Annotated in this window: 16 protein-coding genes; 12 read left to right on the top strand and 4 right to left on the bottom strand. The window is 26.9% G+C overall.

What is annotated here, in order from left to right:
• Positions 1 to 57: 57 nt before the first annotated feature.
• The 4 genes from ACQPUW_RS10165 (at position 58) to ACQPUW_RS10150 (ending at position 3,257) form a co-directional block, all read left to right on the top strand.
• Positions 58 to 981, top strand: a complete 924-nt coding sequence (locus ACQPUW_RS10165; RefSeq protein ID WP_430837380.1) for an ATP-binding cassette domain-containing protein — start codon at positions 58 to 60, stop codon at positions 979 to 981.
• Complete coding sequence (locus tag ACQPUW_RS10160; protein ID WP_430837379.1) at positions 974 to 1,708, top strand: ABC transporter permease; 735 nt, start codon at positions 974 to 976, stop codon at positions 1,706 to 1,708. Before ACQPUW_RS10165 ends, ACQPUW_RS10160 begins: the two co-directional genes overlap by 8 nt.
• Positions 1,709 to 1,730: 22 nt before the next feature.
• Positions 1,731 to 2,630, top strand: coding sequence for a sensor histidine kinase (locus ACQPUW_RS10155; RefSeq protein WP_430837378.1), 900 nt, complete (start codon positions 1,731 to 1,733; stop codon positions 2,628 to 2,630).
• Positions 2,631 to 2,744: 114 nt separating this feature from the next.
• Positions 2,745 to 3,257: a hypothetical protein gene (locus tag ACQPUW_RS10150; protein WP_430837377.1), complete on the top strand. Its 513-nt coding sequence runs from the start codon at positions 2,745 to 2,747 to the stop codon at positions 3,255 to 3,257.
• A 30-nt stretch (positions 3,258 to 3,287) separates the two neighbouring features.
• Here the strand turns inward: ACQPUW_RS10150 and ACQPUW_RS10145 are convergent, their stop codons facing one another.
• Both ACQPUW_RS10145 and ACQPUW_RS10140 read right to left on the bottom strand, forming a co-directional pair.
• Positions 3,288 to 3,647, bottom strand: coding sequence for an SdpI family protein (locus tag ACQPUW_RS10145; RefSeq protein ID WP_430837376.1), 360 nt, complete (start codon positions 3,645 to 3,647; stop codon positions 3,288 to 3,290).
• Between the two features lie 102 nt (positions 3,648 to 3,749).
• On the bottom strand, positions 3,750 to 4,166 hold the full coding sequence (locus ACQPUW_RS10140; protein ID WP_430837375.1) for a hypothetical protein: 417 nt from the start codon (positions 4,164 to 4,166) through the stop codon (positions 3,750 to 3,752).
• Between the two features lie 205 nt (positions 4,167 to 4,371).
• Between ACQPUW_RS10140 and ACQPUW_RS10135 the strand changes: the two genes are divergently transcribed.
• From ACQPUW_RS10135 to ACQPUW_RS10120, 4 genes are all read left to right on the top strand, one after another.
• Entirely contained in the window at positions 4,372 to 5,016 is a 645-nt protein-coding gene (locus ACQPUW_RS10135; RefSeq protein ID WP_430837374.1) for an N-acetylmannosamine-6-phosphate 2-epimerase, read from the top strand.
• A 171-nt stretch (positions 5,017 to 5,187) separates the two neighbouring features.
• Complete coding sequence (locus ACQPUW_RS10130; protein WP_430837373.1) at positions 5,188 to 5,499, top strand: ArsR/SmtB family transcription factor; 312 nt, start codon at positions 5,188 to 5,190, stop codon at positions 5,497 to 5,499.
• 20 nt (positions 5,500 to 5,519) lie between these two features.
• On the top strand, positions 5,520 to 5,930 hold the full coding sequence (locus ACQPUW_RS10125) for an arsenate reductase ArsC (protein WP_430837372.1): 411 nt from the start codon (positions 5,520 to 5,522) through the stop codon (positions 5,928 to 5,930).
• A 44-nt stretch (positions 5,931 to 5,974) separates the two neighbouring features.
• On the top strand, positions 5,975 to 7,300 hold the full coding sequence (locus ACQPUW_RS10120) for an MATE family efflux transporter (RefSeq protein WP_430837371.1): 1,326 nt from the start codon (positions 5,975 to 5,977) through the stop codon (positions 7,298 to 7,300).
• Positions 7,301 to 7,369: 69 nt separating this feature from the next.
• Here ACQPUW_RS10120 and ACQPUW_RS10115 read toward each other — a convergent pair whose 3' ends face one another.
• Positions 7,370 to 7,705, bottom strand: coding sequence for an SdpI family protein (locus tag ACQPUW_RS10115; protein WP_430837370.1), 336 nt, complete (start codon positions 7,703 to 7,705; stop codon positions 7,370 to 7,372).
• A gap of 128 nt (positions 7,706 to 7,833) precedes the next feature.
• Here ACQPUW_RS10115 and recQ point away from each other — a divergent pair, with 128 nt between their 5' ends.
• The 3 genes from recQ to ACQPUW_RS10100 all read left to right on the top strand — a co-directional run bounded on the left by recQ (position 7,834) and on the right by ACQPUW_RS10100 (position 11,458).
• Complete coding sequence (gene recQ / locus ACQPUW_RS10110; RefSeq protein WP_430838083.1) at positions 7,834 to 9,600, top strand: DNA helicase RecQ; 1,767 nt, start codon at positions 7,834 to 7,836, stop codon at positions 9,598 to 9,600.
• Between the two features lie 82 nt (positions 9,601 to 9,682).
• Positions 9,683 to 10,342 (top strand): hypothetical protein, encoded by a 660-nt coding sequence (locus ACQPUW_RS10105; protein WP_430837369.1) that lies wholly within the window; start codon positions 9,683 to 9,685, stop codon positions 10,340 to 10,342.
• A 93-nt stretch (positions 10,343 to 10,435) separates the two neighbouring features.
• A complete protein-coding gene (locus ACQPUW_RS10100) occupies positions 10,436 to 11,458 on the top strand; it encodes a serine hydrolase domain-containing protein (protein WP_430837368.1) in 1,023 nt (340 codons plus the stop codon).
• Between the two features lie 41 nt (positions 11,459 to 11,499).
• Here ACQPUW_RS10100 and ACQPUW_RS10095 read toward each other — a convergent pair whose 3' ends face one another.
• A complete protein-coding gene (locus tag ACQPUW_RS10095) occupies positions 11,500 to 12,663 on the bottom strand; it encodes a cation:dicarboxylate symporter family transporter (RefSeq protein ID WP_430837367.1) in 1,164 nt (387 codons plus the stop codon).
• 529 nt (positions 12,664 to 13,192) lie between these two features.
• On the opposite strand from ACQPUW_RS10095, the gene ACQPUW_RS10090 reads away from it, so the two are divergent.
• Positions 13,193 to 15,991 carry a YfhO family protein gene (locus ACQPUW_RS10090; protein ID WP_430837366.1) on the top strand — a complete coding sequence of 933 codons (2,799 nt, stop codon included), beginning with the start codon at positions 13,193 to 13,195 and terminating at the stop codon, positions 15,989 to 15,991.
• Positions 15,992 to 16,032: the final 41 nt, after the last annotated feature.

The raw sequence follows: 16,032 nt of genomic DNA, 5'->3' as shown, positions 1-16,032 counted from the left end.
CAATAATGTAAGAATAAAATTTAGATTAGAATGAGAGTTTAAGAAAGGATGAAGAAAGTGAATGAAATTGTACTTAAAACAAGAAATTTAAGTAAGAATTATATAAATAAATCAGCTGTAAGCAACATAAATATGACCATAAAAAAAGGTGATATTTATGGCTTAGTTGGTAAGAATGGTTCAGGTAAAACTACGTTAATAAGAATGATTTTATCATTAACAAATGAAAGTGATGGAGAGATTGAATTATTTGATAAGGTCAGAGTAGAAGATAGAATAAAAGAGCATTCAAGAATTGGAGCAATAGTTGAGACTCCATCTTTTATGCCAAAGCTTACTGCAAGACAAAACTTAGAGTATTATAGAATTCAAAAAGGTATACCTAATAAAGAATGTATAGAGGAGCTATTGAATTTAGTTGGATTAAATGAAGTAAAAGATAAAAAGGTAAAAGGATTCTCCCTAGGGATGAAACAAAGACTTGGAATAGCACTAGCAATGCTTGGAGATCCAGAATTTTTAATTTTAGATGAGCCTATAAATGGAATAGACCCTATGGGAATCAAAGAAATTAGAGATGTACTTAAGAAATTAAATAAAGTGAAAAATACAACAATACTTATTTCAAGTCATATACTTGGAGAATTATCTCAACTTGCAACATGTTATGGCTTTATAAATGATGGTATATTAATTGAGGAAATTTCAGCTAAATATCTAAATGATAAATGTAAAAATTATATATCAGTAAAAGTTGATAATGTAGAGAAATCATGCGTTATATTAGAATCACTAAATTGTTCCTCTTATGATGTTTTAAATAATGGATTTATAAGAGTATATGATTTTTTAGATGAGCCATATATAATAAATCAAGAATTAATTAAAAATGGAATAAGGGTTTATTCATTACAAACCATGGGTACTAGCCTAGAAGAGTACTTTATAAATCTAATTGGAGGTGGTGATAATAATGCTTAATTTTATTAAAGCTGAGCTATATAAGCAATTTAAGTTACCTCTAATTTATGTAATTAATACGGTCTTAGCAACGGGGTTAATTTTACTTTGTTTATCATTTAATAGTGTTGAAAGTGATATGGCGACTAAAGGATTTATTTTAGATAGAATTGGTGGAGTATTCCCTGTTATAGCTATGTTTTTAACTGTATTTACTTCAGTATTTTTAGATGATTATAGATATGGAACCTTGAAAAATATAATGTCATCAGATATATCAAGAAGTAAGTATTATATAGGAAAACTTATAGTTCAAACAATAATGGGATTAATTACATCAGCAGTATGCTTAATAGCACTATTTATAGGATTATTTTTATTGCCATCAGGAGATAATTTAGGAGTATATGTTAAGAGCTTTTTATTAAGATGTCTATGTGTCATTCCTATATATATAGCTTTATTATCTTTTATAGATTTATTAGTAGTTATGCTTAGAAAAGGAAGCGTATATCTAGCATACTATCTTGTGCCAGTTGCTCTTTCAATAGCATTTGGTATATTAAGTTCATTTTCAAGTATATTTGAAAATTTAAAATATTTATCAATACAATATGCACTTATTCCATTAGTTGATATGTCAGCAACTAATGAGCAAATGATTTATGCTATTGTTTTAGGTGTATTTTGGACTATAGTCTTTACAGGACTAGGATTAACTATATTTAAAAATAGAGAAATAAAATAGATTAAGATAGAGGGGAGATATGATGAAAGATTTAATAATTATAATATTAGTAATTTTATTATGTATTATATTTGCCCTTTATAGATTAAAGATAAGCAATATAAAATCAGTAACAGAAAAACTTAAAGATTTAAATAGTATGGAGAGTAATACAAGGCTTAAAATACCAGCACCTGATAAGTATATTGAAGAACTTGTACTTCAAATTAATAAGACTATAGATGATAGAAGAAAAACAGATGAAAAGCATAGGGAACTTGATTTAGAACTTAGACAGGCGATTGCAAATATGTCCCATGATTTAAGAACTCCATTAACATCTATAATGGGATATATACAACTTCTACAAGATTCCAATATATCAAATGAAGATAAGGCAGAATATTTAGATATAGTAGAAAAGAGAGCTGAGGTTTTAAAGGAGTTAATTTCAAGTTTTTATGATTTATCAAGATTACAGGCAAATGAGTATACTTTAGATATGGAAAAAGTTAATATAGGTAATATACTTTGTGAACTTATAGCAGCTTTTTATGATGAGATAAGCAAAAAAGGACTTGAACCAATTGTAGAAATAGATGAAAATATCCCATTAATATATGGGGATAAGAAAGCAATAAATCGTATTTTTACAAATATGATTCAAAACATATTAAAGCACTCAAAAGGGCAAGTTAAAATCAACTTAAAAAAACATGATGATTATATTATTACTGAATTTTCAAATAAGGCACCAGACCTTGATGCAGATGATGCAAAGAGGATATTTGATAGGTTCTTTACTGGAGATAGAATGAGAACGGGGCAAAATACAGGTCTTGGTCTTGCAATAACAAAAATATTAGTAGAAAGACAAGGTCATGAGATTACATCAGAGAAAATAGATGATGTTCTTAGCATAAAAATAAAGTGGAAAGTTTAATATAAGAATTATAGAAAATAGTTAATAATTAATAGGTAAACTTTATATAATTATACAAAGGACTACTAAACTATTATTAGTGATCTTTAAATTAATTATAAAGGAGCCTATTAAGTGAAAAAAATTATTTTAAATATAATGTTATTAATTATACTTTTTACAGTTCCTTTTCTTCCGTACAAAAAAGAGTTTACTTTAAAAAACTTTGATGAGACTAAAGTGAATTTAATAATTCAATATAAAGAAGGTTCTGATATACCAAGTGTTGTTAAAGGTGCAGCTTATATAAAATCATATGCAAGTGTAAATGGAATAAAAGATATAAATTATTCTGAAATAAATCTTATAGGAAATGTTCCGTATAAGGAGATATCAACGTTTGAACTAGGAAATAAAAAATATATTGACTTTGTAGTTATAGGAGAATTCATTGAAGATGAAGTAAGAAATGATGTATTAACATTAAAAGTAATTGACTGGTATCATATTGGGGCGAATATTAGATTAATGGATACAGTATTTTGGCATAGATATAATTTTAGTTTATGGCTTACATATTTTGTTGTAATAGTAACAATATATTTATTATATGAATTAAATAAAGTGTTATTAAGAAAGCTAGAGTAGCAAATCACTATTCTAGCTTTTTATATTTAATTAATTTTTAAATTTTCCTGAGCTGGTGAAATTAATTTTAAGCTCTCTATCTACTAATACTAGAGGTATAAACATATCAAATAAAGATATAATCATACATATAATTGACGTAAGTTCTGAATTTAGAGTTAAAGAGTTCTTTAAAGCAATAATAAATATAAAGGAAATTATACCAAATATAAGCCAAAGTTTACCGAAGCGGTTATTAGCAAATTCAAAAGCTTCTTTAGACTTCATGGAATATGTGGTTCTATATCCGTAAAATTCATTAAATTTTGGTGGTTTAATTATAAAAATTAAGCCAACTAAAATCATAGTTATAGAAATTAAAAAGTCAGTAAAAGAATTTATAATATTCATAAAATCTCCCCCTTACCAATTAAACAATTACTTTCTATATATTTATATTATAGTATATAAATGTTAATATTTAGAGGATGTTTTTTAAACTTTAAAGAACATTTATTTATATGTCTGATATACAGTTAATACATTATTATCTAATGAAAGTGCAATCATATCATCTTTTTCTCTTTTATAAAAGTATCTAGAATTTTCATTATCACTTTCTATAACTTCCATAATATCTACAGGTATAAATTCTTCAGTATCATCTTTAAATACCCAATTAAAAGATGTCTTAATTTTTTCTAAATCAGATTCACTATTATAGGTAAGCTTGTATAAGGATTTTTCGCTGTTATTACCTTCTTTTGAACTTTCAATTTGAGATTCCTCGGATGGAGCAGGTATCTCCATTCCCCATTTCTTATCAATAGACTCAGTAAAATTTGGGAAGAAAATAGGACGAGCAAATTTAAGTCCAAATAGTGCAATGAAAATTAGAGTTATATTTATAATAGCAGTTTTTTTATTCATAATAACCTCCTTGTATTATCAATATATGTAAAATTATAACATAAAATTAAATGAAAAGTGTAATTATTTAGGAGAATTTAAATATTGTAAAAAATAACTTATTATGGTATTATGTGATTAAGAAAATAATTTTCTTTAATGATTTAAAAATAAAAATAATTTTCAAATATACTATTTATAAGAAAAAATATAAGGTGGGGTTTTTGTGAATTCAGGATTAATAGTATCATGTCAAGCATTAAAAGATGAGCCTCTACATAGCTCGTTTATTATGAGTAGAATGGCTGTAGCAGCAGAAATTGGAGGCGCTGTAGGTATTAGAGCAAATAGTGTGGAAGATATAAAAGCTATTAAGGAGGTTGTAAATCTACCTATAATAGGAATTATAAAAAAAGATTATGAAGGTATGAAATCTTATATAACACCTACTATGAAAGAAGTTGATGCATTAGTAGACGTAGGAGTTGATGTTGTAGCACTTGATGCTACAATAAATCAAGATGTTGAATTTTTAAAACAAGTATTAGCAAAGTATAAAAATCAAAAGTTTATGGCTGATATTTCAACTGTAGAAGAAGGGATAAGAGCTGGGGAATTAGGATTTGATTTTGTTGGAACTACTCTTACTGGATATAATGAGCACTCAAAAGGGATGAATAACTTTGATGTATTAAAAGGATTATTAGAGTCATGTAATGCGAAAATAATTGCAGAAGGTAACTTTGATACTCCAGAAAAAGCAAGAAAAGCGATAGAGATTGGAGCTTATGCTGTAGTTGTTGGGGGAGCTATCACAAGGCCACAGCTTATAACTAAAAAATTTGCAGAGGAAGTAAGTAAGGTTATTTAGGAATTATAAAAACTATATATTATATAAAAAAGAGGCAAAAATAATTGTCTCTTTTTTATAGTTATCAATATATGATATGTAAAGAGATTGATATTAAAGAAATATAGTGACAAAACATAGATAATAATCTATATTATATATAGATAGTTATCTATATAAGGAGTGATGAAAATGGAAAAGGATTATGAAGTTAATTCAAAAATATTTAAGGCATTAAGCGATCCAAATAGGCTTAAGATAATTGATATATTATCATGCGGAGAAAAATGTGCTTGTGAGATATTAGAAAATTTTAATTTTACTCAGCCAACATTATCACATCATATGAAAGTTTTAATTGAGTGTGATCTTGTAGTAGCAAGAAAAGAGGGTACATGGAATTATTATACTTTAAATTCTGTAAATACAAATAGATTAGCACTATTTCTAATGAATATAATAACTGATACAGAAGAATGTATTTGTAAGATACAAAAAAATTAATTGTTTAAGGAGTAAATTATATGAAACCAAAAGTAGCATTTATATGTGTTCATAATTCATGTAGATCTCAAATGGCAGAGGCTTTAGGAAATTTATATGGTAAAGATATATTTTTAAGTTACTCAGCAGGAACTGAGACTAGACCTAACATAAACCAAGATGCGGTTTATGCGATTAAGAAGCTATATGATATTGATATGGAAAAAAGTCAGTATTCAAAATTATTAAGTGATATTCCAGAAGTTGATATAGTTATAAAAATGGGATGTAATGTTATATGTCCATATCTTCCTTCAAGACATGTTGAAGATTGGGGACTAGATGATCCAACTGGAAAAAGCAAAGAAGAATTTATAAAAACTGCAAGATTAATAGAAGAGAAAATTAGAGATTTGACAAATAGAATTAGAAATAATGAAATAAAATTTTAGTTAAGAGTTGAACTTCAATATATAGAAAATATTATGGAGGAAATATGAAAGGTGTAGATTTGACAAAAGGAAATGTAATATCTGTTTTGGCAGTTTTAGCATTACCAATAATGGGAAGTTCACTATTGCAATTTGCATATAATTTGGTTGATATGTTATGGGTAGGAGGACTTGGAAGTGATGCTGTTGCAAGTATTGGATCAGCTAGTTTTTATATAGGACTAGGATATTCGATAAATGCACTAGTTGTCATTGGTACTGGAATAAAGGTTTCTCATTCATTAGGAAAGAATGAGACTGAGAATGTTAAAAGGTATATAAATTCAGGAATATTTATAAATGCAGTAATTGGAATAGTTTATGTATTAGCTCTTTTATTTTTAGGTAAAAATTTTATAGGATTTTTAGGGCTTGATAATTCCTATGTTGAAAGACAATCCTATTTATATTTAGCAGTTAGTGCGCCTATGATGTTTTTTACATTTTTTAATTCATTATATACAAGAATATTTGGTAGCTTTGGGAATAATAAAACTGCATTAAAAATAAATGCAGTAGGAATAGGTATAAATATAATATTAGATCCAATATTTATTTATATATTAAAGTTTGGAGTGGTAGGTGCAGCACTTGCTACATTAGTTGCAAATATTATAATGTTTTTTATGTATAAGATAAAATCTAATGGATTATTTAAATTTGATTTTAAATTAGGAGTAGAGAGAAAAAGAGTTTTAGAAATAATAAGACTTGGTTTTCCAATGGCTTTTCAAAGAATTTTATTTACTCTTGTTAATATAATTATTGCTAAAATAATTGCTATATTTGGAGCGGATGCAATAGCTGCTCAGAAGATAGGGCTTCAAATTGAATCTATAACTTATATGGTAATAGGTGGATTAAATGGAGCTGTTTCAAGCTTTATTGGACAAAATTTTGGGGCTAAAAGATATGACAGAATAGAAGAAGGATATAAATCAGCAGTAAAAATAGGAGTAATATATTCTGCTATAATTGCTATTGCATTTATTTTATGGCCAAGTTATTTAGTAAAATTATTTATTAGATCTGAAAGCACTATAAAAATAGCAAGCACATATCTTCAAATAATAGGATTTTCTCAAGTTTTTAGTGCTATAGAAATGGTATCAAATGGTCTTTTTACAGGGCTTGGAATGCCCAAAATACCAGCTATTATAAGTATAGGATTTACGCTTCTTAGAATTCCTATGTCTTTATTTTTTATAAGATATATGGGGGTAAATGGAATATGGCTAAGTATTGCGTTATCAAGTGCTTTAAAAGGAATTACATCTTATTTAGTATATAAAGTTAAAGTTTCTAAAGGGCTTCTTAAAATAAGTGTCTAATGAAAATTGTTTAAATTAAGTCAAAACGATAATAGAAATATTTCTATTATCGTTTTTAATTATAGTATTTTATTTCCTTGTTCCATCTTTATTAAATAATTTATTTAAGTGAAGCTCATCTAAATATATCATCAATACTGAAGTTATAATGAAAAAAATTAATTGAAATTTATCGGCATTTATGGATATAGGAAGTATATAAAACCAAAGAGCGAAGATTATATTTAGTATTCCGAAAAAGCTCATACTCATACCACTATATTTTTGAGCTTCATTCCATGTATCTTGATTAAGCATAGACATAGAAGTTCTATAACCTAGAACACCATTTCTGTTTCTTGGTGGATTAAGTGTTAAAAGAATTCCAGTTATAAGAAAAATAAAACCGCATAGTAAAGATATCAAAAAATCACCCCCTATAAATATTATGCATTACAAAATGATAAATTTACTTTAAGGTAATTTATATATTTTATCCTTATGAGGAAATAATGTATAATAATCTTAAATTAAAAGAAAGAGAGAGTAGGGTTATGAATAACACTCAAAAAGCATACCATGCCCTTAAGAAGTTTTATGGATATGAAAGCTTTAGAGAAGGACAATTAGATATTATAAATACAATTTTAAATAAAAGAGATGTTTTTTGCCTTATGCCAACAGGCGGAGGAAAATCCATTTGTTATCAAATTCCTGCAATTCTTTTTGAAGGGATTACATTAGTTATTTCTCCACTTATTTCTCTTATGAAAGATCAAGTTGATGCTTTAAGAGAAAATGGTATAACAGGCGTTTATATAAATAGTAGTTTGAAAAATGACGAAATAAAAGAAATATTAAAGGATGCTTCCCTTGGAATGTATAAACATATATATATTGCACCTGAAAGGCTTGAATCAAACTATTTTAAAAATATGATTTTAGATTTAAATATTTCTCATATAGCAATAGATGAAGCACATTGTGTATCAGAATGGGGACATGATTTTAGAAAGAGTTATAGATATATTAAGCCTTTTTATGAAGGATTTAAAAATAAACCAGTTATTTCGGCATTTACAGCAACGGCAACAGATGAGGTTAGAAAAGACTCTATAAGTTTATTAGGTCTTAGAAACCCATACATATATTTAGGTGATGTTAATAGAGCAAATTTAAGCATAGAAGTTTTAAAGGAAATTGACAAAGAGGAAGAGCTTAAAGATATTATAAGAAGTCATGAAGATGAATCAGGGATAGTTTATTGCTCATCAAGAAAAGAAGTTGAAATTATTTATCAAAGACTAGAGGATTTAGGATATAGTGTTCTTAAATATCATGCTGGTATGAAAGATAGTGATAAAGAGATTGCACAGGAAGATTTCCTTTTTGAAAGAAAAAATGTAATGATAGCAACTAATGCTTTTGGGATGGGAATAGATAAATCAAATATAAGGTTTATAGTACACGCAACTCTTCCTAAAAATTTAGAGACTTACTATCAAGAGATTGGCAGAGGGGGAAGAGATGGAGAGAATTGTGATTGCTATCTTTTCTATTCAAGGGATGATATTAAGAGAGTAGAATTTTTAATAAATAAAAGCAGTGGAATGAATAGAAGAGAGATAGCACTTCGCAAGCTTCAATCTATGGTTGACTATGCAGAAACTGATGATTGCTATAGAGAGTTTATATTAAAATATTTTAATAATAAGTATGTAACGAGCTTCTGCAATAACTGCAATAACTGTTTAAATAGTGATGATATTCAAGACTTCACAAGAGAGGCTCAGATAATTTTATCAACTGTATTTAGAACTAGGGAAAGGTTTGGTATCTCAGTTTTAGTTGATATATTAAGAGGGATTAAAGGACCTAAGATACTTCAATATGAATTAGATAAAGTCACAACATTTGCTCTTATGAAGGAATTTAGTTCTAAGTTCATAAGAGATTTTATAAAAAGTCTTATAGATTTAGGATATATTGAATTAAAGCCAGGTACGTATTCTATGCTTATACTAAACAATAGATCTATAAAAGTTTTAAAATCAGAAGAGAAGGTTCTTATGAAGCTTCAAAAGAGTGAAGATGAAATAATAAATAAAGAACTTTATAATGCATTAAAATCATGGAGAAAGATTAAAGCAACTAAAGAAAATATTCGTCCATATATAATTTTCTCAGATTCAACATTAATTGAAATAGCAAACAATAAACCTAGAACTGAAGAGGAGATTATGAATATAAGGGGAATGGGTGAAAAGAAGCTTGAAAAGTATGGAGATGAATTACTAAAAGTAATAAACTCGTTTTTGTAGTTTAGATGATTAATTAGAAAAGTAAGATTTTATTAAATATATAAAATTTAATAGATATACATTAAAAAGAGGAGATGGGAATATGTCAATAATAGCAACAGTATTTCTGCCAGAAGGAATTGCAATGGCAGCAGATAGTAGACTAACAGGTATTACAGAGCATGAAGATGGTACAAGAGATAGACGTATTTTAAGTGATAATTCTCAAAAGCTATTTCTTATAAAGAAAAATACAATAGGAATTTCTTGTTGTGGAGATGCGACTATAGGTGGAAAGTCTGTAGGAGATTTTATAAGAAGTTTTGAAATAGATGAGGTTACAGAAGAGGATAATATTAAAGATGTAGTTAGAAAGTTAGTAAATTACACTCAAGAAAAACATGGTAATGGAGTAATTTATCATGTTTGTGGATATTACGAAGATGAGCAGTATGTCTATAATATTAAAAATAATGAAGTCATTAGGCCAAATCTAAATAATAATACAATTGTTGCCGGTGCATCATGGGATGGAGAAACTGATGCATTAGTTAATTTAATGGCATCAAGTAAAAGCATGAAAGTAGATTGGAAGTTTATGCAACTAAAAGATGGCATGGATTTTGCAGAATTTATGGTTGATTTAACTATAAAAGCTCAGAGGTTTAATGTTGGTATTGCAACTTGTGGAGGTGCAATAGATCTTTTAGTTATAACTAAAGATTATGCTAAATTTATAAAACATAAGATATTACATCCGTAAATATTATTTAGACTAAACAAAAGATGAATGAGATTTAAATAATTTTATAAAGATATAGTTTGTTATATTCTTATATTATAAGGGGATGAGGTTATGAGAGAAGATATATCTAATAATATTAGAAAAAAGATAAGTGAGATAAAAGATTTTTCAGGAGTAGTTTCAATTAGATGTAAAGACAAAGATGTATATAATGAAGCTTTCGGATTTGCAGATTTAAATAATGAAAGAAAAAATAATAAAGACACAAGGTTTGGAATAGCATCGGGAGCTAAGATATTTACTTCTATAAGTATATGTAAACTTATAGAAGAAGGAAAACTATCATTTGAAAGTTTGCTAATAGATATTCTAGGATATGAATTTAATAATTTTAATAAGGAAGTTAAAATTAAGCACTTACTAACACATACATCAGGTATACCAGATTACTTTGATGAAGAAGTTATGAGCGATTTCAGTGAACTTTGGATAGAGAATCCTATGTATTTATTAAGAGAACCTAAAGATTTTATACCGTTACTTAAAAAGGGAAGAACTATGTTTAAGCCAGGAGATAAATTTCACTATAATAATGGAGCATTCATTGTATTAGGTTTAGTTGTAGAAAAGGTAAGTGGTAAATCATTTGTAGATTTTGTTCAGGAAAATATATTTGATATAGCTAATATGAAAGATTCAGGATATTTTGCAATGGATAACCTTCCAAAGAATTCTGCATATGGATATTTAGAAAACAAAGAAGGTAAGCTTATTACTAATATATACTCTATACCAGTAGTAGGAGGCCCTGATGGAGGCATATTTGTAACATCAAGAGATATGAATAAATTGTGGAATAGCTTATTTAACTATAAACTACTTAGTAAGAAAATGACAGATAATTTATTAAAACCTCAAGTAGATGTTAATAAAGATGTTTATTATGGATATGGAATATGGATTATAAAAAATGAAGATGAGATTTTTAAATATTATTTAACTGGATCAGACCCAGGAGTGGATTTTATCTCAGCAATATATCCAAAATCAAATTTAGAAGTGACTATTTTATGCAATAGAGAATTTGGAGCTTATGAAATATCTTCATTTATAGAATCTATGGATATTCAATAAAAAAATAGAGTAGGATTAATTCCTACTCTATTTTTTATAATTTATAAATTTCTCTTTTTAGCTATACCTGTAAGCATAAGAGAAATTGCTCCGTCTCCAGTAACATTACAAGCTGTTCCAAAACTATCTTGAAGAGCAAATATAGTTAAAATAAGAGCTGTTCCAGCTTCATCAAAAGCTAATATACTAATTATTATACCTAAAGATGCCATAACAGTACCACCAGGAACTCCAGGTGCACCTATTGCAAATATTCCTAATAATAAAATAAATAATATCATTGTTGTAAGATTAGGTAGCTTACCATAAAGTATTTGAGATACTGTCATTAAGAAGAATACTTCTGTAAGAACTGAACCGCATAAATGTATATTAGAACAAAGTGGTATAGCAAAATCAACAATATCTTCCCTAAGTGCTTTAGACTTTTTAGCACATTCTAAAGCAACAGGTAAAGTTGCAGCGCTTGACATAGTACCAACAGCAGTAAGGTATGCAGGTCCATAGTATTTAACAACTTCCCATGGATTTTCTTTTGATATAAACCCGCCTATTATGTATAAAACAGAAAGCCAAATGAAGTGACCTATTAAAACAATTAATATTACCTTAAAGAATATTGGTAGTTGAGTCTTAAGTCCACCTTCATATGCTAAAGCAGCAAAATTTGTTGCAATGAAAAATGGAAGTATTGGAATAATTATTTTGTTTACAATACTTAGTACTATGTTTTGGAATTGATCTAATAGTTTTTCAACTAAATCAGCTTTTGTCCAACCAGTTGCAAGACCTATAAGTAGAGCTAATGCAAGTGCACTCATAACACTCATAATAGGTGGTATGTCTAGCTTAAATAGTAATTCTGGAAGTTCTTTTAAACCAGAAGTATTTGAAGCTATTGAAAGCTTAGGAATTAAGTTATATCCAGCTACCATAGATAATAATGCAGCAAATACTGATGAGAGATAAGCTATAAGTACAGTATATATTACTAGCTTACCAGCATTCTCCCTAAGTTTTGCTATAGATGGAGTAATAAATCCTAAAATAATTAATGGCACTGAGAAAAAGATAATTTGTCCTAGTACATACTTGATGGTAACAACTACTCCGATTACTGAAATAGAAGCAACATTTCCGATTATAATACCGATAATAACTCCTAAAAGTAGTTTGAAAATTAGATTGTTAAAAAGTTTTTTCAAAAAAAGTCCCCCTTTTTATAAATGTATTTATAAGCATAAAAAAACTCCTGCCTCTAAAATACAGAGGCAGAAGTAATAGCTTCCACGGTTCCACTCTGTTTATATGCAAAGTATTAATTGCATATAACTCTAAAATTTAGGTACTAACATACCCTAACGCTGTAACGTGCGTACACGCTTTAATCTATTCTTTAAAAATTTCGAAAAAAGAGCTCATAGATGCACTAAATTGATAGACTATCTTAAAGTCTCTTTCAGCCTAAGGAGACTATTCTCTGTGTAAGTTAGATATATCATACTTTTCTACTCATAGCTTTTAAGGTGATTATTTAAATAATATTAAAATAAATTTGGATTTATAACCAAATTATACAAGAAAAATTTTACAAAATCAATAATATAAGTTAATATATTTTAAAAAGGTTAAAATGGAAAATAATTGAATAAGTTTTAATTTTTAGTATTCAAATAGATTATTTGGACATCATTATTAATGGTAGAACTTAAATAACGAGGGGAGGAGAAGTTTATGAAAAACTTAGATAGAATAAAGAAATCACCGATAATTATTTATACGATGATATTTATTATAATTTTTTCTTTATATTATATTGTATTCTTACAAGACGGTAAAACATTAATATGGAGTGGGGATGGTATTAATCAGCATTTCTCTATTTTGTATGACTTTAATGAAATGATAAGAAGTTTTATTAAAAATCCTTCCTCTGGATTTCCAGAATGGTCATGGAATATAGCTTATGGAAGTGATGTTATAGGAGCATACTCTTATTATGTTATAGGGGACCCCTTTTCATATTTATCATTATTATTCCCACTTAATAAATTAGAGTTTGCATATAATTTACTAATAGTACTTAGATTATATTGCGCTGGATTAGCTTTTATTTATTACAGTAGAAGAATGGGATTCTCAAATTATGGAGGTGTTTTAGGAAGTATTTCATATGCTTTTTCAGGGTTTATATTAATGTCAGCGATTAGGCATCCATATTTTATAAATCCATTAATAATACTACCTCTTGCATTTATTTGCATAGAAAATATATTAGAAAATAAGAGAAAATATCTATTTTCAATTATTGTTGCCGTATCAATGATTTCTAATTTTTATTTTTCATATATGATTGCAATTATAAGTATAATATATGCTTTTTTAAGATACATTGATGTAAGCAAGATACGAGATATAAAGTTTAAAAAGTATTTTGGAAGCTTATTTATCTATTTTTTTATAGGAATTTTAATATCTTGTATTATTTTACTTCCAACACTATATTCAATAGTTACATCATCTAGAATTTCATCTGATAATTCACAGAGAACAATATTACTTTATCCAATTGGATATTATATTAATTTATTATATTCATCTATATCAAGTGGAAGTTATCCATTTTGGACAGTTCTTACACTACCAATATTGACATTTATTTTACTTCCTGTATTTATTAAGGTTAGAAAAAGATATAAAACATATTTTTATATGACAATTATTTTTTCTATAATGATTTTAATACCCATTTTTGGGTCAATGATGAATGGATTTTCATCAATATCAAATAGATGGACATTTGTATTTGCATTTCTTTCAAGTGTAATAATAGCATTAGGCTTTGATAATCTAAAGGAAATAAGTAAGAAGGAAATATTTCTTACTATACTTATACTTCTATCTTTTGTAGGACTTGGAGTTTTAAATATATTATTTAAAAAGGTTAGTAACAATGTATTTCCTAGCATTTTTTTAGGTAGCATAATGGTTATATTTATTCTTTGTTATATAAAAAGATTGAAAAATAATATATCAAAAAACAATGGAACAGTTTTTATAATCTTGTTAGTAGCACTTTCATTAAATATAGTATTTAATAATTATTATAGATACAGCGCTTCAGGAAATAATTATATTAAAGAGTTTTTAAGTAGAGATAAGGCTTTCTTATATTATGGAGATTCTTTTGATGGGGCAGAAAACTATATTAAAGAGAAGGATAAAACTTTTTATAGAATAGGAAAAGCTGATAATATATCTCGTGATAAAACTAGAAATAATTCATTTGTATTAAACTATAATGGAATAGATTCATTTTTATCAATAAATAATGGATATTTAGCTGAGTTTTCTAGAGCATTAAATAACAGAGCATTTACTCCAAATAGTCCAATAATTAATTTTGATAATAGACCTATAGTTAGCAATATAATGGGTGTTAAATACTATATAAGCAGAAAAGATAAAGATCCAAGATTTGATCCATCAGTAAAGAAAATTTACGATAAAGGAAAGTTCTCAATATATGAAAAAGAGGATGTATTACCCTTCGGATATGTTTATTCAAATATATTAGATAAAGATATTTTTGAAGATTTAAATGGTTTAGAAAAAGAGGAAGCATTAGTTAATTCTGCAAGTGTTGATTCAAAATATTTAAAAAGTAATATAGATGATGTACCACCTTCAAGTTTAGAGAGTATATCTTTTGACACTAAAAATAGTACAGCAGAAATTATAGATAAAAAAATTATAGTTACAGAGCCTAACCAAAAAGTTATTTTAAATATTAATCCTATGGAAACTAAGACAGGAAATTTATTTGTTAATATAGAAAATTTACAATATACAAAACTTCCAAAAGGATTAAAAACACAAAAAGAAGTAGAAAAATTTAATAATGGTAACTTTAAGGATAAGGTAAAGTTTATTATAAAGGGACTTTGTGAAATAAATGAAGGGGATGGTTTCCTTATAAATGTCTCATATAGAAATATGAATAAAAATTTTAGTAAGCCTGATATGTTAGATGCTTCAGGATATTTTGAGATGGATGATTTAACTTATAACTTAGGATATTACAAAGATATTAAAAGTGGAGATTCTATTGTTTTAACATTTAATAAAGCTGGAGAATATAGCTATGAATCATTAGATGTAGTTAATTTACCAATTGAAAAATACAATAATCAATTTGAGAATCTTAGAGAAAATGATTTTGAGATATCAAGTATTTCTAATGACAAGGTAATAGGTAATATAAACTCATCTACAGATGGAGTACTTACTTTCCAAATACCATATTCTAAGGGATGGAAAGTAAAATTAGATGGAGAGGAAGTAGAAGCATTTCCTGTAAATGAAGCTTTTCTAGGTGTAAATTTAAAGTCTGGTAACCATTATGTAGAGCTAGTGTATAAAACTCCTTTCTTAAGATTAGGTATGATACTTAGTATTATAGGAATAACTCTACTCATATCTATAATTATTGCACAAAAGAAATCTTTAAAGAAAAAAGTTATAGAGAAATAATAAATGAATATATAACTTATTTAATATTAAGAAAGTCCCTT

The organism is Clostridium sardiniense (assembly GCF_050584765.1).
Taxonomy (GTDB): domain Bacteria; phylum Bacillota; class Clostridia; order Clostridiales; family Clostridiaceae; genus Clostridium; species Clostridium sardiniense_A.
The sequence above is the reverse complement of the archived record's forward strand: the minus strand, read 5'-3'. Positions and strand labels throughout refer to the sequence as shown.

What these genes read in the sequence shown, in the direction of transcription:
- ACQPUW_RS10160 (WP_430837379.1), top strand. Translation starts at nt 974, where the DNA reads ATGCTTAATTTTATTAAAGCTGAGCTATATAAGCAATTTAAGTTACCT.
- ACQPUW_RS10155 (WP_430837378.1), top strand. Translation starts at nt 1,731, where the DNA reads ATGAAAGATTTAATAATTATAATATTAGTAATTTTATTATGTATTATA.
- ACQPUW_RS10145 (WP_430837376.1), bottom strand. Translation starts at nt 3,647, where the DNA reads ATGAATATTATAAATTCTTTTACTGACTTTTTAATTTCTATAACTATG.
- ACQPUW_RS10140 (WP_430837375.1), bottom strand. Translation starts at nt 4,166, where the DNA reads ATGAATAAAAAAACTGCTATTATAAATATAACTCTAATTTTCATTGCA.
- ACQPUW_RS10130 (WP_430837373.1), top strand. Translation starts at nt 5,188, where the DNA reads ATGGAAAAGGATTATGAAGTTAATTCAAAAATATTTAAGGCATTAAGC.
- ACQPUW_RS10125 (WP_430837372.1), top strand. Translation starts at nt 5,520, where the DNA reads ATGAAACCAAAAGTAGCATTTATATGTGTTCATAATTCATGTAGATCT.
- ACQPUW_RS10120 (WP_430837371.1), top strand. Translation starts at nt 5,975, where the DNA reads ATGAAAGGTGTAGATTTGACAAAAGGAAATGTAATATCTGTTTTGGCA.
- recQ (WP_430838083.1), top strand. Translation starts at nt 7,834, where the DNA reads ATGAATAACACTCAAAAAGCATACCATGCCCTTAAGAAGTTTTATGGA.
- ACQPUW_RS10105 (WP_430837369.1), top strand. Translation starts at nt 9,683, where the DNA reads ATGTCAATAATAGCAACAGTATTTCTGCCAGAAGGAATTGCAATGGCA.
- ACQPUW_RS10100 (WP_430837368.1), top strand. Translation starts at nt 10,436, where the DNA reads ATGAGAGAAGATATATCTAATAATATTAGAAAAAAGATAAGTGAGATA.
- ACQPUW_RS10090 (WP_430837366.1), top strand. Translation starts at nt 13,193, where the DNA reads ATGAAAAACTTAGATAGAATAAAGAAATCACCGATAATTATTTATACG.